The sequence below is a fragment of the Bacillus sp. CH_48 genome (genome assembly GCF_038008465.1).
Taxonomy (GTDB): Bacteria; Bacillota; Bacilli; order Bacillales; family Bacillaceae_G; genus Bacillus_A; species Bacillus_A thuringiensis_S.
In genome coordinates this window covers 1,627,046-1,646,726 of sequence record NZ_JBBOZF010000001.1, presented here as the reverse complement: position 1 = coordinate 1,646,726, position 19,681 = coordinate 1,627,046, and the positions used below count along the sequence as shown (strand labels likewise).

The following is a 19,681-nucleotide window of genomic DNA, read 5'->3' as shown; positions in this document are numbered from 1 at the left end:
ATATTTTAGTCAGAGGGTTCTAACATATGTGTATAAAGAAAACCCTTTCTTAAGAAAGGGTTTTCGTCTCTAGTTCTACTGGTTTACGAATTGGAATTAAGATCATAATACAACCAACTAACACAACAATTCCCCCAACTAAAAATGGGCTTTGTGGTGAAACTGTGTGCCCGATAACTCCTGATAAAATTGGAGCAATCGCACCACCTAACCAACGAACAAAGTTATAAACACCTGACGTAACAGATCTTTCATAAGGTGAAATATCCATTACATAACTTGTATATAATGCATTGTTTAAGCCAGATGCCAATCCTGATAAAACGATAAGAGTAATTTGTAACCACATAATTTTCACAAAGAATAGTGCAATTAAGAAAATCGCAAATACGAGTAAACTCCCCTTCAATAATGTTTTTGGTTCATATTTCCCTTCTAGCTTATGTGCTAAAATTGCAGAACCGTAAGCTAACGCCAGTCCCCATCCGCAAAATACAAAGCCTAATTGAATAGCTGATAAATGCATAATAAGTGGTGAATATGCTAACACAACAAAAAATCCGTAGTAGTATAGCATCCCTGAAATAGCACCTTGCATAAATGGTTTATACTTCACCAAGTTAAGTAATTCCCCTACGCCAGCAGCCTTACGCTTCACCTTTCGCTCTGGTTCTTTTACAAAAAAGAATACTAAAATAAATGCTAAGAAAATTAAAATACTCGTCGCGAAAAACGGATAACGCCAAGAATGTCCACCTAGTATTCCACCCAATAACGGCCCCCCAGCCATACCTAAGCCGATAGCTGCTTCGTATAATCCTACTGCTTCATGAACTTCTTTACTTAATGCTATTAACAGTGTCATTGCTGTCGCAAAAAACATCGCATTTCCTAATCCCCATCCAGCACGGAAAAGAGATAATTGAGCAATCGTTTGCGATATACCGCATATAAACGCAAATACAGTCACAATCGCAAGACCGATTGTCATCATTCGTTTATCACCAAATCTCGATGCAAATATACCAGCTGGTAACATCATGATTGCCATCGTTAAAATATAAGCGGTAAATAACATTTCAACTTGCCAATGCGTTGCACCAATTTTCTCAGCAATAATCGGCAAGATTGGGTCAACTACCCCTATACCCGAAAAGGCAAGAAAGGTAGCTACCACTGTAATCAATCTCCCTAGTTTTTGTTTGCTCTCCATTTTGATTACTCTCCTTTTGTGCTCTCTAAAAATGTTACTGCACGATGTAAACTATCTTCGAGTTCTGCCTTTACACGTTGCATTTGCTCCATTTTTTCGTCTAACGTTTGCACTTGTTTTTCAAGCATATCTTTAATTTCTTGAATCACTTCACGATCACGAGGGTTCTCGCTATTTCTTCTTTGCTCCATTCTTTCTTTTAGTGATAAGAAATGTTGCATTTCTTGAAGTGTGATTCCTAGCACTTCTTTCGCTTCTACAATTCTTTTAATTCTGGCAATATCCTCATCCGTATACAGACGAATATTCCCCTCACTACGTTCTGGGGGATGAATTAAACCAATTTCCTCATAATAACGAAGTGTACGTTTTGTTAAACCGACTTGCTTTGTTACTTCATCAATTTTATACATGTTTATTCCTCCCTTCACTCAATTATTACATTTTACGTTAACGTTAACTTTTCTGCAACTGTTAGACTTTTGTAAATGTTTGTCATATTCAATTGTATTTTCCCTAAAGCAGTTTCATAATGAAAGAAAAGAGATAATAAGGAGATTTTCATATGAGTAAACCACTTATTTTTGCTCACCGCGGAGTAAAAGGAACACATCCCGAAAATACGATGATTGCCTTCCAAGAAGCTGAACGCATTGGCGCTCACGGAATTGAACTCGATGTCCACCTATCAAAAGATGGTGAACTTGTCGTAATTCACGATGAAACCGTCGATCGTACAACAAATGACGTTGGACTTGTTTCTGAAAAAACGGTAGAGGAATTACAATCATTGGACGCTGGTAGCCATAAAGCCCCTTCTTTCCAAGAAGCAAAAATTCCAACGTTGCGCGAGGTTTTCATTTGGCTTTCCACAACGAACTTACAACTAAATATTGAATTAAAAACAGATGTTATTCATTACCCAAATATTGAGGAAAAAGTTGTTGCACTTGTGCGTGAATATCATCTTTCAAATCAAATTGTATTTTCATCATTTAACCATGACTCTGTTTCATTATTAGCAGAAATTGCTCCTGAAATTCCAAGAGCAATTTTATATGATACACCGATTGCTGATCCAATTGCCGAAGCAAAACATAGAGAAGCAAGTGGATTACATCCAAACTTCCAGCTATTAACGAAAGAATTTGTGCAGTTAGCACAAGAGCAAGGATATGTTTTCCGTCCATATACAATTAACGAATACAAAGATTTACAAACTATGATTGATTATGGTGTAGATGTCATCATTACCGATTGGCCAGCACGTGCCTTTGAGCTCCTTTCTTAATGGAAGGGGCTTTTTTATTTTCGAAATTTCATTGTTTAAAATAAACGAAAACCCTCAATACTAATACAATAACGCTTGTATTAATGAGGGGCTGAAAAAAGATGGATCAAACTATGAATCCAAAACTTAAAAAATATAAACGTCTTTTCTTCACCGCAATGTTTTCTTGCGTCCTTTTCTTCGTTTTTTCTTTTTTTGTTATTATTATAGTTGCAAAAATTATGGGACCTCCTCCTGTTGCGGTCCCGCAAACAAGCGTCTTTTACGCAAACGATGATACCGTTATTGGACAAAGTAACGAAATTCAAAAACGTTACAATGTCTCTCTTAATGAAATTTCACCTTATGTAAAAGAAGCGACCCTTTCTATTGAAGATCAAAGATTTTATAAACATCACGGCTTCGATTTAAAACGGATTGCAGGTGCAATTGTTGCTGATTTAAAAGCAATGGCAAAGGTACAAGGAGCTAGTACAATTACACAACAATACGCGCGTAATCTGTATTTAGATCATGATAAAACGTGGAAACGGAAATTATTAGAGGCAATGTACACTGTCCGCCTTGAAGTAAACTATAATAAAAATCATATTTTAGAAGGATATTTAAATACAATTTATTACGGACATGGCGCTTATGGCATCGAAGCTGCGTCCCGTCTATATTTCGATAAAACAGCAAAAGAGTTAACATTAGCAGAAGCTAGTATGCTCGCAGGTATCCCAAAAGGACCAAGTGTCTATTCTCCCTTTTTGAAAGAGGATCGTGCTAAAGGACGACAAGCCCTCATATTAGATGAAATGGTAGAACAAGGATATATTACGAAGCAACAAGCAGCCTTAGCGAAGAAAGAGCCACTAACTTTTGCCTCATTAGATACGAAAAAAGTAGCAGAGGTCGCACCATATTTCCAAGATGCTGTACAAGCTTCACTTCTTCGTGATGTTGGATTAGACGAACAAGCTTTACAACGAGGTGGCTTGCGAATTTATACAACGCTAGACCCTAAACTACAAGCTGTAGCAGAACAAGCTGTAAAAGATCATATACCTGACACAACAAACATACAAACTGCTCTCGTCTCTATGAATCCAACGACAGGTGAAGTGGCTGCTCTTGTTGGCGGAACTGATTATACTACGAGTCAATTTAACAGGGCTACACAAGCCATCCGTCAGCCTGGTTCTACATTTAAGCCATTTCTATATTATGCGGCATTAGAACGAGGATTCACACCTGCTACGCGCTTAAAAAGCGAATATACTGTATTCACCTTAGGTGACGGTGTTTCAAAGTATAAACCGAAGAACTATAAAGATTATTATGCCGATGATTTCGTAACGATGGCACAAGCTCTCGCAGTCTCTGATAACATATATGCTGTGAAAACGAATTTATTTTTAGGAGATGACGCGCTTGCAAAAACAGCGAAACAATTTGGAATTACAAGTGCATTAAAAGATGTGCCTTCTCTAGCTCTCGGTACATCACCAGTAAAACCAATTGAAATGGTCAACGCTTATAGCATGTTCGCAAACGGTGGAAAAGAAGTAAAACCTACTTTCATTCGCCGCATTATGGATCATGAAGGAAATATATTATACGATGCTCATTTAGAGAGTAAACAAGTTCTCGACAAGAGCAAAGCGTTTGTAATGGAAGAAATGATGACTGGTATGTTTAATAAGAAACTAAGCAGTTATGCTGCTGTAACTGGCCAATCGATGTTATCAAAATTATCAAGAACATATGCCGGAAAATCTGGTTCTACTGAAACGGATAGTTGGATGATCGGATTTACTCCGCAAATCGTAACTGGTGTATGGGTCGGATACGATCAACCTAAATCTATTTCAAACGTAGCAGAACAAGGATATGCAAAGAAAATATGGACTGATACGATGGAGAAAGGCTTAGATGGACAGCCAAAAAAAGAATTTAAACAACCAGGTGACGTCGTAGCGGTTAATATCAACCCAGAGAACGGTAAAATTGCTACAAAAAATTGTCCTATTTCTGTGAAAATGTACTTCGCTAAAGGTACCGAACCGACTGAATATTGTATGGATCACGTCGATGATAAAGAAGAATTTGAAAAAACGACTGAAGAAAAGAAAAAAACAAGTTGGTGGAAAAAATATCTTCCTTGGTAAAAAAAATAGCTGACGGGCATCCGTCAGCTATTTTTTATTCACTTAATAATGCACGGCGCAATTCTTCACCAGATTCGTTCCAAATCGCTTCATTATGTTCTTTCAAGAACGTACCAAGTACTTTTTTAGATGATTCATCCATATGGTCAACCATAATGTGACGCTTCATTGATTTATCCATTTTGTTTACGTGTTCTGGAAGTGATTTATATCCGCGGCGAATCTCACGGTCAACTGTCATTTCACAAGCTGTTACACCTGCGTAATACGCACCTGTCGCAGTTCTTTCAATCGTTACCCAAACAAGCCAAAATGGTTTTCCGTTTGGAACTTCATCTTTATTTGTTAAAAACTTAATACCTTTTTCTACTGTACTACGCGCATGCATCGCACCGATATCAACGAATGCAGTCTTCTCTAGTACATCAACAAATACAGGTGAAATGTTTTCTAAGCTTAATGCCCCAACACCAAATCCACCATGTCCATCTGTTGAATCATTTTTCACGATATTAAAACCGATTTTTTTCTTTTTCTCTGTCATATGTAAAATCCTCCTCACTTAAAAATTATAAAAGGCCAAAAATAGGCGCAATGATGCTATCTAAAAATACAAATACATGCGGAATAACTACCTGAAAAATAGGTTGAATTGTGTAATTACTAAGCGGTGTAATAACGAGAATTAATAACGCAATTGCCCCGTATTTTTCATACTGTGTCATTTTCGCGCGAATATTTGCTGGTGCTAAATCTTCCACTACGCGATACCCATCAAGTGGTGGGATCGGTAATAAGTTAAATACAAGTAAAACGATATTCAGCATAATAAAAATCTGGAAAAATTGAGCTAACGTATCTGCTACTGCAGATGGAATTGAGTATAATACACCAAATTTTAATAAGCTATACCAAATAATTAAACCAATTGCACTTAAAATTAAGTTACTAATCGGCCCTGCAATTGAAACTAATATGCCTGCAAGACGCGGTCTTTTAAAGTTATATGGGTTAACAGGAACCGGTCTTGCCCAACCGAATCCAAGAATTAATACTGCAATCAAACCGATAGGGTCTAAATGAGCCATCGGTGATAACGTTAAACGCCCTTGTCTCTTTGCTGTATCGTCCCCAAATTTATATGCAACATATGCATGTGCAAATTCATGAACGGATAATGCAATAATAATCGCCATTGCTACCAACGGAATTTCGTGCAATGGATATCTAAATAACTGATCCATACTTCATCTCCTCTTCCATATGTCAAAAAAAGAAATTATTTGTTTTTTCGATTGTTCTTCCCCATAATCCGCTATAATAAGAGTGTAACTTACATAAAAGGAGCGATTGTACATGCCATACGTAACAGTGAAAATGCTAGAAGGACGCACAGAAGAACAAAAGAAAGCTCTTGCTGAGAAAGTAACAGCAGCAGTAAGCGAAACAACTGGTGCTCCTGAAGAAAACATCGTTGTTTTCATCGAAGAAATGTCTAAAAACCATTATGCAGTTGGCGGAAAACGCTTAAGCGACAAATAATTTCAAGTTTTTTCATAAGAAGTAGCCATTAGCTGCTTCTTATTTCTTTCCTTCTAACAACTCAATAATTCTCTCTTTATATTTTCCTTTTCTTCCATCTTCATAGATTAAATCATGTGGATAGAATAACTTTTGATCCGTTCTTTTCTTACCTGTAATCGCCTCAACAATATCCGATTCACGTGAAAGCTCTCTAAGCTCTCCGTTTGGCATAAGAAGCAGGATTGGCAGACGCTCTTCTTCTTCTCCTGCACGATAAAAGTCATACGGTAAGTCCGATGTTGAATCAACTACTAAATAATACTCCGGATCAAGTCCAATCTTTTTAAATAAACTACTTAACTCCATCCAATTATCTAAACCGTGTTTATCTGTAAACTCTACATATTTAAATAGATTTCGATTCATAAAACGGCGACATAAATCGCTTAAAATTGGATCTTCTTCTTCCTGCCATACTTGGAAGTAGTAATACATAACGTTCTCGTCTAACTTTAAATAATCCTCTACTGTTACTTCTTCTTCAAATAAAGAATAGAAATGAACAGGATGATTTTTAAATGTGTAATACTTCTCGTGCAGTGATTTCGCACGGTGTAAAATCTTCGTTAAAATAACTTCTGCACTTCGCGTTACCGGATGGAAATATACTTGCCAATACATTTGATAACGACTCATAATGTAATGCTCAACAGCATGCATACCACTATTTTTAATGACTACTTGATTCCCATACGGACGCATTACACGCAGTATACGTTCCATATCGAAGTTTCCGTACTTTACGCCTGTAAAATAAGCATCTCTTAATAAATAATCCATACGATCCGCATCAATTTGACTCGAAATCATACTAATCGCTAATTTATTAGTAGACGTTTTTGCAATTACATCTGCTACCTTTTGTGGAAACTCCTTATCAACACGACTTAATACATCATTAATCTCCGTATTGCCAACGATAATCTTTTGCGTAAATTTCTCATGATCTAATGAAAATACTTTTTCAAACGAGTGAGAAAATGGGCCGTGGCCGACATCATGAAGTAATGCCGCACATAAACATAACAATCTATCTTCAGCATTCCAATTTGGTCTGCCATCAAACACATCATCAATCATACGACGAATAATTTCGTATACACCTAACGAATGAGTAAAGCGACTATGCTCTGCACCGTGAAATGTAAAAAATGTCGTTCCAAGCTGCTTAATACGGCGCAAGCGTTGAAATTCTTTCGTTCCGATTAAATCCCAAATAACACGATCACGCACGTGCACATATTTATGTACTGGGTCTTTAAACACTTTTGTTTCGCTGAGTTTGTCGTTTAAATATACCACTTTCCGACATCCCCCTTTCTTTACTACATTCTTACTTTATATTATAAACGAAATGAGAAACAGAAAGAAATGAAAGACTGTATTAATTCCCTTTATAAAAAGAAAAAATCACCTTTACCGAAGTAAAAGTGATTTCCTTTATACATTATTTACCTAAAACGAATTCAGCAACTTCGTCTAAGATCATATCTTTCCCTAATGGGAAGTAACCTTTGTTTAAGTCTTCATTTTTAATTGTAAATACGTGGTTGTTTTTAACAGCGTTCATGTTTTTCCAAATTGATTCTTCTTGGAATTCTTTTAAGCGCTGAGAACCGTCACCAGTTGTAAATACGAATAAGTAATCTGGGTTGTAGTCGATTAAAGCTTCTTTTTGTACTTGTACTAACGGTTTATCAGTTGGTGTACCTTTAACTGCTGGTAGTTTTAAATCATTAAAGATTACGCTACCGTAACCGTAGTCACCGTATACGCGGAAAGCATTTGGATATGCAGCCATTTTCATAAATGTTGCTTCACCAGTTTTAGCGACGATTTTGTCATGTAATTTGCTTGCTTTTTCATCATACTTTTTGAACCATTCTTTTGTTTCTTTTTCTTTACCGAAGATTTGACCTACTTCTTGGAATTTTGGACGCCATTGATCTAATGGAGTGTTTAACATAACTGTTGGTGCAATTTTAGATAATTGATCATAAATCTTTTCTTGACGATTATTTACAAGAATTAAATCTGGTTTTGCAGCAGCTACTGCTTCGATGTTAATTTTATCGCCCCAAGCAGAACCAACTGGTTTAACGTCTTTTAGTTTCTTTTCAATATGTGCATCAATTTTTTCTTGAGATGTATTAGCAGTAATAACCGGTTTCATACCGAAAATTAATAATTCTTCTGTTGAACCACTAAGGTCAGCAATTTTCTTTGGATTTGCAGGAATTTTAATTTCCCCTTTTGCATGTTTTACAGTGCGCTCTTCAGTCTTTGCATCTGCTTTCTTTTCTTCTTCTTTGTTAGAACAAGCTGCAAATAGTACAGAAGTCACAACTAGTACCATTGCTAATAGTGCCATTTTAAAATTCTTCATGTTCCCACTCCTTCTAGCTGTATTTATCTTATAAGTTACAATGAACTATAAGAAACAAATATAACAATTAATTAATTTATATATATTTATTAATTGTTGTTAATAACCCCTTCTAACGGGCGTTCAACTTCCCATTCTTATATAAGAAGCTCAACGTCCATTAGAAGTCCCCCCTCTTCACGAGGGGGTTCTACTTATGCTTTTTTACGCAATTGATTACTAATCATCGCTAAATCATATGTTAAACAAATTGGCTTACAGTTTACTGGACAAGGAACGATTTGAGCTTCAATCTCAAATACACTGCGAAGTGTTTCACTTGTCATAACTTCATCTGGCGTTCCTTGTTTCATTAACTTACCTGCTTTTAATGCAATCATATGATCTGAGAAACGAGAAGCGTGGTTTAAGTCATGGATAACCATAACAATCGTTCTACCTTCTTCTTCATTTAATTTTTTCAATAAGTTTAATACTTCTAATTGATGAGCCATATCTAAGTACGTTGTTGGTTCATCCAATACAAGTAATTCTGTTCCTTGTGCAAGGGCCATCGCAATCCATACACGTTGACGTTGCCCGCCTGATAACGCCTCTGCTGAACGATTTGCGAATTCTGTCATTCCCGTCACTTCAAGTGCCCAATGAATGTAACGATAATCCTCTTCTTTCAACGTTCCAAATCCTTTTTGATGAGGAAAACGTCCATATGAAACAAGTTCAAACACAGTAAGGCCAGTTGGCACTTCTGCAGTCTGTGGTAAAATCGCCATTTTCTTTGCGATTTCTTTTGTTGGTTGTTTCTCGATTGCTTTTCCGTCAAGATAAACAGTACCTTTTTTCGCCTTCAAAATACGAGAAGCCGTTTTTAATAATGTGGACTTCCCACAACCATTTGGTCCAATAATTGTTGTAATTTTCCCTTCCGGAATTTCAACTGTTAATCCATCAATAATTAACCCTTCATTATAGCCAACAGATACCGCATCAACTGCTAAAGTTGCCATACAAAAAGCCTCCCTTTATTTTGTCCTCATAAGTAAGTATATGAAATATGGTGCACCAATTACAGAAATAACAAGACCGACCGGTATTTCTGAAGTTGTTAACACGCTTCTTGAAATTACGTCTGCGAATAAGAGTAAAAACGTCCCTATTAGTGCAGCAGTAGGCAGCATAATTTGATGTTTACCACCAACAAGGTGCCTCGCTAAATGCGGAGCCATTAAACCGATAAAACCAATTCCTCCGGCAACAGCGACAGATGCACCAGCTAAGCAAACTGCAATAAATAATAATTTACGTCTTTCCTTTTCTACATTTAAACCAAGACCAACTGCTGTAGAATCGCCTAGGTTCATTACATTTAATATGTGCGCCTTACTAATAGCAAGTGGCAAGAAAATAACCATCCATGGAAGTACACTTAGCACGAACTTCCAATCTGTGCCCCATAGACTTCCTGCTAACCAAATCGTAGCAAAACGAAAATCGTTAGATGTCATCTTCATAGAAAAAATTAAACTAACAGCACCAAACCCGGCTGCAACAGCGATACCAACTAGTATTAATCTCGTTGATGAAACGCCGTCTTTCCATGCTAGTAAATAAATAATAACCGCCGCTAATATTGCACCAACCAACGCGAAGAATGGAAGGATAAATACAGATAAAAATGTACCAGTCCCAACTTTTCCAAAGAAAAAGTAGACGAATATAACAACTGTTAATCCCGCTCCAGCGTTAATACCGATAATACCTGGATCAGCAAGTGGATTTCGTGATAATCCTTGCAAAATCGCACCTGACATCGCTAAAGCAGATCCGACTAGTATAGCAATCACCATACGCGGCATGCGGAATTCAAATAAAATAACAGACTGATCTTCAGCCCCTATTCCAACCAATGACTTTAATACGTCCATTGGCGGTATTTTAAAAGTTCCTGTATTTAAACTAATAAGAAATATAGAAACGATTAGTCCTACTAAAATCGTTAATATAGAAATGTTCTTTTTTGTTAAGACACTCGTCCTCACATCTTTCCTCTCCCTTCATTACGTGCTAAGTAGAGGAAGAATGGAACCCCAATTAGCGCTGTAATTGCTCCAATTGGCGTTTCAAATGGCGGGTTAATAACGCGAGATAACATATCTGCACATTCAATTAACAGCCCGCCTAAGACCGCAGAACATGGAATAACCCATCTATAGTCCGAGCCTACAAGGAAACGAGTCATATGCGGGATTACAAGACCAACAAATCCAACTGATCCTGCCATGGAAACTGCGGAACCCGTTAAAACAAGAACAAGTACTGTTCCGATAAATTTAATTAATGTCGTATTTTGACCAAGTCCAATCGCAATTTCTTCACCGAAGCTCAAAATTGTAATATATCTCGACATCATAATTGCGATAAAAAGACAAACAAGGCCAATTGGCACTAACATATTAATACTTTGCCATTTCACTCCAGCAACTCCGCCTGCATTCCACATGCTCACCTCTTGAGCAAGATTAAAATACAATGCAATTCCAGATGAAATTGCCCCTAATAGAGCACTAATAGCTGCACCTGCTAAAGCTAATTTCACAGGTGTTAATCCACCTGGTGAAGAAGACCCAATTCCATATACAATGCTTGCACCAAACGCAGCTCCAATAAAAGATGCAATAACAAACATCAAATAAGGTGAATTAGGAAAAAATGCATACATAATTGCAATTCCAAATACTGCACCATCTGTAATCCCCATTAACGATGGTGAAGCAAGTGGATTTCGCGTCATGCCTTGCATAATTGCTCCTGATACCGCTAAAAAGGCACCTGCAACTACGCCCCCTATTGCTCTAGGCATGCGAAGCTCTTGAATTACGTTATGATGTGTAATAGATCCATCAAACTGAAATACAGCTTGCCATACAGTCTTTAAACTAATATCTGCAGCCCCAAAAGAAATAGAAACTGCCATGCTTAAAGCTAACAAAACTGTACCCGCTACTAAAATAATAGAAGCAATGAGCGGTCTGCTCTTAATCTCTTTAACATTCTCTTCTTGCTGTTCTATACTGCTTGCGCTCGCTTCCATCCCTCAACCATCCTAACCAACAACATATATTTATTAAAATGAAATTTATTCTCAAATAGTAATAAAAAAATTAGGTGAATTGTTATTTTCCTGATAATGATTCTCAGAATCAGACACTTCTATTCTACCTATCGCTTTAAAAGACTGTCAACCATTATTTTGAAATACAAATTTATATAAATTAGAACTTTAATACAAAAGTTATATCCATCCTTTAGAAAACGTTCGTCCACACAAGAGCACTTTCGCAGAATAAATCGTTCCTCTTATGGGCATAAAAAAGAAGAGTAATCTTTTCACTCTTCTTTTTCTTACTTATTTAACTTTGCTTCAATTTTTACGATTAACTCATCTTCTGTTGGAGCCGCAACTGGACGGTTATTTACAAATGCGAATGATTTTTTACGACCAGGACCACAGTAAGACTGACATCCAACTTCAATCGTTGCACATGAATCTACTTTTTTTAACTTCGGAACTAACGTTTTAACGTTCGTTGCCTGACAGTCATCGCACACGCGAAATTCGTTTCCCATTATATAACACTTCCTCTATTTTAAACTTTTCTCAAGTACATTTAAAAATAAACACTAAATGGTATTTTACCGTTCTTTGAAGCTCGTTGCAAGTTTCCCTACAGGGCCTATTCTCTACATAATGCTACATATTTATATGCTCTCCTACAGAAGCGCTCACCATTCATGGGAAAATTTTTACCTTTCATCGAAATCTACCATATTTTTAAAAGCTTTGTATAAAAGTTTATTTTTTTGCCCATTATAAAAATAGGAAGTTCATAAAAAGAAAGGGAGTTGAATCTATGAAAGTAAGACAAGATGCTTGGACAGATGAGGATGATTTATTACTTGCTGAAACGGTACTTCGTCATGTTCGAGAAGGAAGTACGCAATTAAATGCATTTGAGGAAGTAGGGGATCAGTTAAATCGTACATCCGCTGCTTGTGGTTTCCGCTGGAATGCTGTCGTTCGCTATAGCTATGAACAAGCTCTTCAACTAGCAAAAAAACATCGTAAAGATAAAATGCGCGCTGCAAGCGGTGAGCAAGCGAAAAAACGTTTACTTTATACACCACCAGCTTCAGATTCGATAACTGATTATGAAGAATTCGTACAAGAGGAATCAATTGTACAATATAAAGAAGCTATTCCATATCAAGAATCTACCGTTCCTGTTGCAAAAAGCTCTATGACAATGCAAGATGTTATTTATTTCTTACAAACAGTTGGATCCTCAAATATAAAAGTAACAGCTCTTGAAAACGAGAATACGAGATTGAAACAAGAAATTAAAGCACAAATCCTTCGAAATGAAGAACTAGAAAAGAAACTAGAAAAATTAGAAAAGCAATCTCATACTGTACAAGAAGATTACGAAACACTTATGAACATTATGAACCGAGCTCGTAAGTTGGCAGTCATGGATGACGAAGAACGTTCTCAAACATCTTTCCGAATGGATCGAAACGGTAATTTAGAAAAAATTGCAGAATAAAAAGGATGCATATAATGCATCCTTTTTATTCTTTCACATCTAAACTTCCCCTTTATATATGAGAAAACTCTATTCTTCATTTTTTTGCTATAATAGAGATTGTCATTTTAAAGATAAGGGGTTAGTTATATGAGCAATTCCCGTTCCATTTTATCTCAGCCAGAGTGGCGTATTGTAGATCAATCTAGTTTGGGACCAACATTCCATGCATTGCAGTCATTCGCAATGGATGACACACTGTGCACAAGCATTGGAAATGGTCAATCAGCTGCAACAATGCGTTCTTGGGTTCATCACAATACAATTGTTCTTGGCATTCAAGATTCACGCCTACCACACTTAGAAGAAGGCATTTCCTTGTTAAAAAAGAACAACTTCAATGTTATTGTTCGTAATTCTGGCGGGCTTGCAGTCGTGCTTGATGAAGGTGTTTTAAACGTATCACTTTTATTCCAAGAAACAGAAAAAGGTATCGATATTGATCTTGGATACGATACGATGTGGCATTTAATTAAGGAGATGTTAAAGGATTACGACGTTAATATCGAGGCAAAAGAAATTGTAGGTTCTTACTGTCCTGGTAGCTATGACTTAAGTATTCGCGATCAAAAATTCGCTGGCATTTCACAGCGCCGTATTCGCGGGGGTGTCGCTGTCCAAATTTATCTTTGTGCTACAGGAAGTGGCTCTGAGCGTGCCGCACTCGTTCGTGATTTCTATAACCTAGCCATTCAAGGAGAAGAAACACGCTTTACGTATCCTGAAATTGTACCGAGTACGATGGCTTCACTTTCAGAATTACTTGGCGAAACCATTACAGTACAAGATTTAATGATGCGCCTTTTAAAAACATTGCAGCAATTCGCTCCGAAGTTAACACCATCTCAATTAACAATAGATGAAATACCTTTATATGAGACGAATTTACAACGGATTATTGATCGTAACAATAAAGCACTTGGCTTAGAAAAATAAAGACCGTCGCTATTATAGCGACGGTCTTTATTTCAATTCATTATAGAATTAAAGTGCTTGAGCTGCTGTAATTAAAGCTAACTTGTACACTTCTTCTTCGTTACATCCACGAGATAGGTCATTTACAGGCATGTTTAAACCTTGTAAGATTGGTCCCACTGCTTCGAAGTTACCTAAACGTTGAGCGATTTTGTAACCGATATTACCAGCTTCTAAGCTTGGGAATACGAATACGTTAGCATCACCTTTAATTGTAGAACCTGGAGCTTTTTTCTCAGCTACAGATGGTACGAATGCAGCATCGAATTGGAATTCTCCATCTAAAGTTAATTCAGGAGCCATTTCTTTTGCAATGCGAGTTGCTTCTACAACTTTTTCTGTTTCTGGAGATTTCGCAGAACCTTTTGTAGAGAAGCTTAACATAGCAACGCGTGGGTCAATACCGAATAATTCAGCAGTTTTTGCACTCTCGATACCAATTTCAGCTAAATCTTGGCTGTTTGGTGCAATGTTAATTGCGCAATCAGCGAATACATATTTCTCTTCTTCACGTACCATGATGAATACGCCAGAAGTTTTTGTAACGCCTGGTTTTGTTTTAATGATTTGAAGTGCTGGACGAACTGTATCAGCTGTAGAGTGAGCTGCACCACTTACTAAACCGTGTGCTTTGCCCATGTATACAAGCATTGTACCGAAGTAGTTTTCGTCTTTAAGGATTTTGCGAGCGTCTTCTTCAGTTGCTTTACCTTTACGGCGTTCAACGAAAGATGCTACCATTGCATCCATTTCTTCATATGTAGCTGGGTCATAAATATCAACGCCTGCTAATGTTAAATTCATGCTAGCAGCTTTTGCGCTAATTTCTTCCTTATTACCAACTAAGATTGGTTTTACTAACTCTTCTTTTGCTAAACGCTCTGCAGCGCCTAAAATTCTTTCATCAGTTCCTTCAGGAAGTACGATAGAAATGCCTTTTCCTTGAACTTTTTCTTTTACTGTTGTAAATAAGTTGCTCACGAATAAACCCTCCTACATATGTTAAAAAAACTCTATCTTTAAGAATACTGCTTTTCTTCTATATTTTAAACTTATAGCTCCCAAAAAATAGATAAAATGAAAATGATTATATTTTCATAAAATTCAGCCTAAAAATAAATCCCCTTTAATCCTTATCTCCTCCTATTTTCAAGTAAATTTAAATGTGACAATTTTATGCGCCAAAGCTTTATATAGATGATTTTAAAACTATATATGCTATAGTTAACGTGTAAAACTATCATTAACTGAGGTGAATAGAATGAGTGAAACAACAACAACGTTAGATGGCTGGTATTGTTTACATGATTTACGTTCTATTGATTGGGCTGCATGGAAAACATTATCTAGCGACGAACGCGGACAAGCTGTGTCTGAATTTTTAAATGTCGTTGAAAAATGGAACGAAGTATCTACTGCGAAAAAAGGTAGTCATGCAATGTATACAGTTGTTGGCCAAAAAGCTGATATTATGCTTATGATTTTACGTCCAACAATGGAAGAGTTAAATGAAATTGAGACCGAATTGAATAAAACAACATTAGCTGAATATATGGTTCCTGCATACTCTTACGTATCTGTTGTTGAACTAAGCAACTACCTTCCAGCTGATGAAGATCCATATCAAAACCCACAAATCTTAGCTCGCCTATATCCAGAACTACCAAAAGCAAATCACATTTGCTTCTATCCAATGGATAAGCGTCGCCAAGGTGATGACAACTGGTACATGCTTCCTATGGAAGAGCGTAAAAAAATGATGTACAGTCATAGTAAAATTGGTCGTCAATACGCAGGTAAAGTACGCCAAGTTATTTCAGGGTCAGTTGGATTCGACGATTTTGAGTGGGGCGTAACATTATTCGCTGACGATGTTCTTCAATTTAAAAAACTTATATATGAAATGCGCTTCGATGAAGTAAGTGCTCGTTATGGTGAATTCGGAACATTTTTCGTTGGAAACATTTTACCAGACGACAAGGTAGAGAAATTTTTACACATATAAAATCGTAAAAAAAGGAACGAAATTCGTTCCTTTTTTTATTACCCTCCATATTTCTCCTCAAAAAACTGCTTTTCTCCGCAAATTTGAACAAAAATCGACAAATCTCTTTCAAATACCTTACAAAATTGTAACCTTTCTATATCCAAATTTATGCTAAAATGATACGAGCTATATGCTAAATAACGATGCGAAGGTGATAATCTATATGAAAAAAATCTTGTCTATTTTACTATTGCTTGTATTGTCAATTTCTTCCTTAGGAGTAACAACATCCCATGCGGAAGAAAAAATACATATTGAGGCTGCTGCTGCACTTTTATTTGATGCAGATACAGGAAAAATACTTCACGAGCAAAATCCAGATGAATTGCTAGCTATTGCTAGTATGTCAAAATTAATTGTTGTTTACGCTGTTTTAGAAGCAATTAAAGAAGGAAAAATCACTTGGGATACGAAAGTAAATATTTCTGATTACGCTTATGAAGTCTCTCGTAATAATGAATTCTCTAATGTACCGTTCGAAAAAGGACGTCAATATACTGTAAGAGAATTATATCATTCTATTGTTATATTCTCTGCAAATGGATCTAGTATTGCTTTAGCAGAACTTCTTGCAGGAAGTGAGAAAAACTTCTTAAATCTTGCAAATGAACATGCAAAAAAGCTAGGGTTAAAGAAATATAAATTTGTAAACTCTACCGGGTTAAATAATGCTGATTTAAAAGGAAAACATCCTGAAGGAACAGATCCGACCGGAGAAAACTCCATGTCAGCTCGCGATATGGGTATTCTTGCAAAAACGATTATTACAAAGTATCCAGAAATGCTAGAGGATACAAAACAAAGATTTAGAAACTTCCCAGACAATCATCCAAAACCAATTCGTATGGAAAACTGGAACTGGATGTTACCAGGCGCTGCCTTCTCTTATGATGGAACGGACGGTTTAAAAACTGGTAGTTCTGATACCGCTGGATATGGGTTCACTATTACAGCGAAACGTGGTGATGTTCGTCTTATCTCGGTTATTATTAAAACAAAATCAATGGATGAACGCTTCACAGAATCTCGTGAATTAATCGAACATGGATTTAATAACTTTGAAAAACAAAAATTAAAAGTTAATAAAAACAATACAATCTCTGTAGTAAAAGGGAAAGAAGACCAAGTAACTGTTGCACCCGAAAAAGAAATAACAGTAATTGCGAAAAAAGGTAGCAAAGAGCCTTATAAAATTGGGACTGAATTAGATAAATCCCTTGCTGAAGATGGACATTTAGTTGCTCCTGTTAAGAAAGATACCAAAGTAGGCTCAATTACTTTAGAATCAACTGATAAATATGGTTTCTTAGACGGTAGTAAAAGTATGAAAGCTACTGCAAAAACGACAGAAGAAGTTGAAAAAGCAAATTGGTTTGTATTATCAATGCGCTCTATTGGAGATTTCTTCTCAAACTTATGGTCTAAAGTATTTTAATAATGATGAAAAGCTAGCTCACGCTAGCTTTTTTTATTTTCTTCTCTCCATGTAAAACTTCGTTTGGTTGTCATATCTGAGTCCTTTTCCTCATACGTATGAACTAGTAATTGTTACACACTTCATCTAGAGATAAAGTGAAACTTTAATCAGTGGGGGTTTTGTTCATTCCCACTGATTATTAGTTGAACTAATCGGGCTTTTACGGGCAGTTTGATCTCCCACCCACCTTCTTTGCTCCAGCCCAATTTTAAGGTGGGAGTCTTACTGCCCGTTAATGCGGGATAAACCTCTTTCCACAAGGTATTCCAAAAAGAGAGGTGACACATAATGGGCGTTATTGCTTATAACGAAGAAGATGTAAAGTTATTAGCTAGACTGATGCGTGCTGAAGCCGAAGGAGAAGGACAACAGGGGATGTTGATGGTCGGGAACGTTGGGGTAAATCGTGTCCGTGGAAATTGTTTAGATTTTAAAAAAATACGTAATTTACGTCAAATGGTGTATCAAAATCCTGGTGGTTTTGAGGCAACACAAAAAGGGTATTTTTATCAACGTGCAAGGGAACAAGATATTGCTTTAGCAAGGCGAACGATTCAGGGACAACGCTTTTGGCCTGCAAATTTTTCCTTATGGTTTTTTAGACCTGAAGGCCCTTGTCCGTCAACTTGGTATAATCAACAAAACTCTGGTCGCTTCAAAAAGCACTGCTTCTTCCAGCCATCTGGCGAAGATTGTCCTAGCGTATATTAAGGATTGATAATAAGGAGGGATTTTTGAATGGCACAGCAACAAAACCCGTATTACGGAACTGGATTTTATCAACCATCTGGAACTTATGTACAACCGCAGCAAATGACTCCACAACAACAGCAAGCAATGCAACAACAAGCGGCGCAAGCTCAATATGCCGTTTCTCAAGGCATGTTACCATTAGAACAATCCTATATTGAAAATATCCTTCGTTTAAACAAGGGTAAGCAAGCTACGGTTGTAATGACTTATGAACGTGGTAGCTCACTCGGTACCCAATCGTATACAGGTATTATCGAAGCAGCTGGTCGCGATCATATTGTAATTAGTGAGCCACAATCAGGGAAACGTTTTTTACTATTAATGATTTACTTAGATTATGTGGAATTCCCCGAAGAAATTACGTACTTACCTAGTCAACAAGCAACTTATGCTCCAAGACCATAAAAAAAGCTGGCATATGCCAGCTTTTGTTTTTTTATAAACCTTTTACAACTGCAGTTCCGACTAAAATCCATGCTACAATAAACGCTACGCCACCAAGAGGCGTAATTGGGCCAAAGAACTTAATACCTGTCGTACTTAATGCATACAAACTGCCTGAAAACATAATAATCCCAGCTACCATAAGCCAACCAGCAGTAGTTAAAAGTGATGATTGAACCTTATCCATCAATAAAGCAACTACGAATAGTCCACCTGCATGAAACATTTGATATGTAACACCTGTTTTCCAAACTTCTAACATTTTCGCAGAAATTTTATTTTCTAAACCGTGTGCTCCAAAGGCTCCTAACGCAACAGATAGCCCCGCTGCAATACAACCTAGTAAAAAGAAAATTTTCATCTTAATTCCCCTTTTTTACTTTTATCATAAGCAATTTTTTCATATAAGCCAAACGATTTAATCCTTAAAAATCAAATAAAGAATTACCATTTGCACCTTCTTCTTTAATATACACAGGTTCTCCAGAAACTGGCATAACTGGTTGAACTGTCTTTATAGGCTGCGATCCAATTACTTGCGATTGAATTTGCGGCTCCCTATACGTAGAAGATTCAACCTGTTCATCTAATAGTAAATCGCATAAAGCACGCACAACTAATAAATGATCTTTTGATTTTTGTCCTTCACTACTTTTTGCCTTTGCAATTTCATTCGCCATTTTATTTAAAATCTTATCGCTCGATATTTGCATTC

The 19,681-nt window shown here is 36.7% G+C and carries 22 protein-coding genes; 9 read left to right on the top strand and 13 right to left on the bottom strand.

Translation table 11 applies throughout. The annotated features are described in order from the left end of the window. Nucleotides 1-49 precede the first annotated feature (49 nt). Both N2V92_RS08115 and N2V92_RS08110 read right to left on the bottom strand, forming a co-directional pair. Nucleotides 50-1,213: an MFS transporter gene (locus N2V92_RS08115; protein ID WP_000444236.1), complete on the bottom strand. Its 1,164-nt coding sequence runs from the start codon at nt 1,211-1,213 to the stop codon at nt 50-52. Nucleotides 1,214-1,218: 5 nt separating this feature from the next. After that, nucleotides 1,219-1,626, bottom strand: a complete 408-nt coding sequence (locus tag N2V92_RS08110; RefSeq protein ID WP_000276560.1) for a MerR family transcriptional regulator — start codon at nt 1,624-1,626, stop codon at nt 1,219-1,221. 152 nt (nt 1,627-1,778) lie between these two features. On the opposite strand from N2V92_RS08110, the gene N2V92_RS08105 reads away from it, so the two are divergent. Beyond that, nucleotides 1,779-2,504, top strand: a complete 726-nt coding sequence (locus tag N2V92_RS08105) for a glycerophosphodiester phosphodiesterase (protein ID WP_016078215.1) — start codon at nt 1,779-1,781, stop codon at nt 2,502-2,504. Nucleotides 2,505-2,605: 101 nt separating this feature from the next. Then, nucleotides 2,606-4,657 carry a transglycosylase domain-containing protein gene (locus N2V92_RS08100; RefSeq protein ID WP_000372951.1) on the top strand — a complete coding sequence of 684 codons (2,052 nt, stop codon included), beginning with the start codon at nt 2,606-2,608 and terminating at the stop codon, nt 4,655-4,657. A 34-nt stretch (nt 4,658-4,691) separates the two neighbouring features. Here N2V92_RS08100 and N2V92_RS08095 read toward each other — a convergent pair whose 3' ends face one another. After that, nucleotides 4,692-5,201, bottom strand: a complete 510-nt coding sequence (locus N2V92_RS08095) for a YwhD family protein (RefSeq protein WP_000136681.1) — start codon at nt 5,199-5,201, stop codon at nt 4,692-4,694. A 25-nt stretch (nt 5,202-5,226) separates the two neighbouring features. Further along, nucleotides 5,227-5,901: a site-2 protease family protein gene (locus tag N2V92_RS08090; RefSeq protein ID WP_000372445.1), complete on the bottom strand. Its 675-nt coding sequence runs from the start codon at nt 5,899-5,901 to the stop codon at nt 5,227-5,229. Between the two features lie 112 nt (nt 5,902-6,013). Between N2V92_RS08090 and N2V92_RS08085 the strand changes: the two genes are divergently transcribed. Further along, a complete protein-coding gene (locus tag N2V92_RS08085) occupies nt 6,014-6,199 on the top strand; it encodes a 2-hydroxymuconate tautomerase (protein WP_001147171.1) in 186 nt (61 codons plus the stop codon). Between the two features lie 39 nt (nt 6,200-6,238). On the opposite strand, the gene N2V92_RS08080 is transcribed toward N2V92_RS08085, so the two are convergent. The 6 genes from N2V92_RS08080 to N2V92_RS08055 form a co-directional block, all read right to left on the bottom strand. Next, nucleotides 6,239-7,543, bottom strand: a complete 1,305-nt coding sequence (locus N2V92_RS08080; RefSeq protein WP_000262742.1) for an HD domain-containing protein — start codon at nt 7,541-7,543, stop codon at nt 6,239-6,241. A 145-nt stretch (nt 7,544-7,688) separates the two neighbouring features. Continuing rightward, nucleotides 7,689-8,627, bottom strand: a complete 939-nt coding sequence (locus N2V92_RS08075; RefSeq protein ID WP_000787726.1) for an ABC transporter substrate-binding protein — start codon at nt 8,625-8,627, stop codon at nt 7,689-7,691. 194 nt (nt 8,628-8,821) lie between these two features. Then, complete coding sequence (locus N2V92_RS08070) at nt 8,822-9,634, bottom strand: ABC transporter ATP-binding protein (RefSeq protein ID WP_000212066.1); 813 nt, start codon at nt 9,632-9,634, stop codon at nt 8,822-8,824. 15 nt (nt 9,635-9,649) lie between these two features. Continuing rightward, nucleotides 9,650-10,666: a FecCD family ABC transporter permease gene (locus N2V92_RS08065; protein ID WP_016078216.1), complete on the bottom strand. Its 1,017-nt coding sequence runs from the start codon at nt 10,664-10,666 to the stop codon at nt 9,650-9,652. Then, entirely contained in the window at nt 10,663-11,718 is a 1,056-nt protein-coding gene (locus N2V92_RS08060) for a FecCD family ABC transporter permease (protein WP_000388296.1), read from the bottom strand. Before N2V92_RS08060 ends, N2V92_RS08065 begins: the two co-directional genes overlap by 4 nt. Nucleotides 11,719-12,029: 311 nt before the next feature. After that, nucleotides 12,030-12,254 carry a DUF1450 domain-containing protein gene (locus tag N2V92_RS08055; protein ID WP_000526079.1) on the bottom strand — a complete coding sequence of 75 codons (225 nt, stop codon included), beginning with the start codon at nt 12,252-12,254 and terminating at the stop codon, nt 12,030-12,032. Nucleotides 12,255-12,538: 284 nt separating this feature from the next. Between N2V92_RS08055 and N2V92_RS08050 the strand changes: the two genes are divergently transcribed. Then, nucleotides 12,539-13,231 carry an RsfA family transcriptional regulator gene (locus tag N2V92_RS08050; protein ID WP_000868355.1) on the top strand — a complete coding sequence of 231 codons (693 nt, stop codon included), beginning with the start codon at nt 12,539-12,541 and terminating at the stop codon, nt 13,229-13,231. Nucleotides 13,232-13,360: 129 nt separating this feature from the next. Continuing rightward, entirely contained in the window at nt 13,361-14,206 is an 846-nt protein-coding gene (locus tag N2V92_RS08045; RefSeq protein ID WP_016078217.1) for a lipoate--protein ligase family protein, read from the top strand. A 48-nt stretch (nt 14,207-14,254) separates the two neighbouring features. Here N2V92_RS08045 and pta read toward each other — a convergent pair whose 3' ends face one another. After that, entirely contained in the window at nt 14,255-15,226 is a 972-nt protein-coding gene (gene pta / locus N2V92_RS08040; protein WP_000067215.1) for a phosphate acetyltransferase, read from the bottom strand. 280 nt (nt 15,227-15,506) lie between these two features. Here pta and hemQ point away from each other — a divergent pair, with 280 nt between their 5' ends. From hemQ to gerQ, 4 genes are all read left to right on the top strand, one after another. Next, nucleotides 15,507-16,250 (top strand): hydrogen peroxide-dependent heme synthase, encoded by a 744-nt coding sequence (gene hemQ, locus N2V92_RS08035; RefSeq protein WP_016078218.1) that lies wholly within the window; start codon nt 15,507-15,509, stop codon nt 16,248-16,250. A gap of 205 nt (nt 16,251-16,455) precedes the next feature. Beyond that, nucleotides 16,456-17,727, top strand: coding sequence for a serine hydrolase (locus tag N2V92_RS08030; protein WP_000722876.1), 1,272 nt, complete (start codon nt 16,456-16,458; stop codon nt 17,725-17,727). A 330-nt stretch (nt 17,728-18,057) separates the two neighbouring features. Further along, nucleotides 18,058-18,480 carry a cell wall hydrolase CwlJ gene (gene cwlJ / locus N2V92_RS08025; protein ID WP_000538164.1) on the top strand — a complete coding sequence of 141 codons (423 nt, stop codon included), beginning with the start codon at nt 18,058-18,060 and terminating at the stop codon, nt 18,478-18,480. A gap of 27 nt (nt 18,481-18,507) precedes the next feature. Beyond that, nucleotides 18,508-18,927, top strand: a complete 420-nt coding sequence (gene gerQ, locus N2V92_RS08020; RefSeq protein ID WP_000068643.1) for a spore coat protein GerQ — start codon at nt 18,508-18,510, stop codon at nt 18,925-18,927. 31 nt (nt 18,928-18,958) lie between these two features. Here the strand turns inward: gerQ and N2V92_RS08015 are convergent, their stop codons facing one another. After that, complete coding sequence (locus tag N2V92_RS08015; RefSeq protein WP_000688315.1) at nt 18,959-19,327, bottom strand: DUF423 domain-containing protein; 369 nt, start codon at nt 19,325-19,327, stop codon at nt 18,959-18,961. A gap of 64 nt (nt 19,328-19,391) precedes the next feature. Further along, nucleotides 19,392-19,679, bottom strand: a complete 288-nt coding sequence (locus tag N2V92_RS08010; protein ID WP_001167339.1) for a YwdI family protein — start codon at nt 19,677-19,679, stop codon at nt 19,392-19,394. Nucleotides 19,680-19,681: the final 2 nt, after the last annotated feature.

Excerpts from the sequence above, each read along its gene's own strand:
- N2V92_RS08090 (WP_000372445.1), bottom strand. The coding sequence starts at position 5,901 with ATGGATCAGTTATTTAGATATCCATTGCACGAAATTCCGTTGGTAGCA.
- N2V92_RS08015 (WP_000688315.1), bottom strand. The coding sequence starts at position 19,327 with ATGAAAATTTTCTTTTTACTAGGTTGTATTGCAGCGGGGCTATCTGTT.
- hemQ (WP_016078218.1), top strand. The coding sequence starts at position 15,507 with ATGAGTGAAACAACAACAACGTTAGATGGCTGGTATTGTTTACATGAT.
- N2V92_RS08100 (WP_000372951.1), top strand. The coding sequence starts at position 2,606 with ATGGATCAAACTATGAATCCAAAACTTAAAAAATATAAACGTCTTTTC.
- N2V92_RS08085 (WP_001147171.1), top strand. The coding sequence starts at position 6,014 with ATGCCATACGTAACAGTGAAAATGCTAGAAGGACGCACAGAAGAACAA.
- cwlJ (WP_000538164.1), top strand. The coding sequence starts at position 18,058 with ATGGGCGTTATTGCTTATAACGAAGAAGATGTAAAGTTATTAGCTAGA.
- N2V92_RS08095 (WP_000136681.1), bottom strand. The coding sequence starts at position 5,201 with ATGACAGAGAAAAAGAAAAAAATCGGTTTTAATATCGTGAAAAATGAT.
- gerQ (WP_000068643.1), top strand. The coding sequence starts at position 18,508 with ATGGCACAGCAACAAAACCCGTATTACGGAACTGGATTTTATCAACCA.
- N2V92_RS08115 (WP_000444236.1), bottom strand. The coding sequence starts at position 1,213 with ATGGAGAGCAAACAAAAACTAGGGAGATTGATTACAGTGGTAGCTACC.
- N2V92_RS08010 (WP_001167339.1), bottom strand. The coding sequence starts at position 19,679 with ATGCAAATATCGAGCGATAAGATTTTAAATAAAATGGCGAATGAAATT.
- N2V92_RS08070 (WP_000212066.1), bottom strand. The coding sequence starts at position 9,634 with ATGGCAACTTTAGCAGTTGATGCGGTATCTGTTGGCTATAATGAAGGG.
- N2V92_RS08060 (WP_000388296.1), bottom strand. The coding sequence starts at position 11,718 with ATGGAAGCGAGCGCAAGCAGTATAGAACAGCAAGAAGAGAATGTTAAA.
- N2V92_RS08105 (WP_016078215.1), top strand. The coding sequence starts at position 1,779 with ATGAGTAAACCACTTATTTTTGCTCACCGCGGAGTAAAAGGAACACAT.
- N2V92_RS08075 (WP_000787726.1), bottom strand. The coding sequence starts at position 8,627 with ATGAAGAATTTTAAAATGGCACTATTAGCAATGGTACTAGTTGTGACT.
- N2V92_RS08055 (WP_000526079.1), bottom strand. The coding sequence starts at position 12,254 with ATGGGAAACGAATTTCGCGTGTGCGATGACTGTCAGGCAACGAACGTT.
- N2V92_RS08110 (WP_000276560.1), bottom strand. The coding sequence starts at position 1,626 with ATGTATAAAATTGATGAAGTAACAAAGCAAGTCGGTTTAACAAAACGT.
- N2V92_RS08050 (WP_000868355.1), top strand. The coding sequence starts at position 12,539 with ATGAAAGTAAGACAAGATGCTTGGACAGATGAGGATGATTTATTACTT.
- N2V92_RS08030 (WP_000722876.1), top strand. The coding sequence starts at position 16,456 with ATGAAAAAAATCTTGTCTATTTTACTATTGCTTGTATTGTCAATTTCT.
- N2V92_RS08045 (WP_016078217.1), top strand. The coding sequence starts at position 13,361 with ATGAGCAATTCCCGTTCCATTTTATCTCAGCCAGAGTGGCGTATTGTA.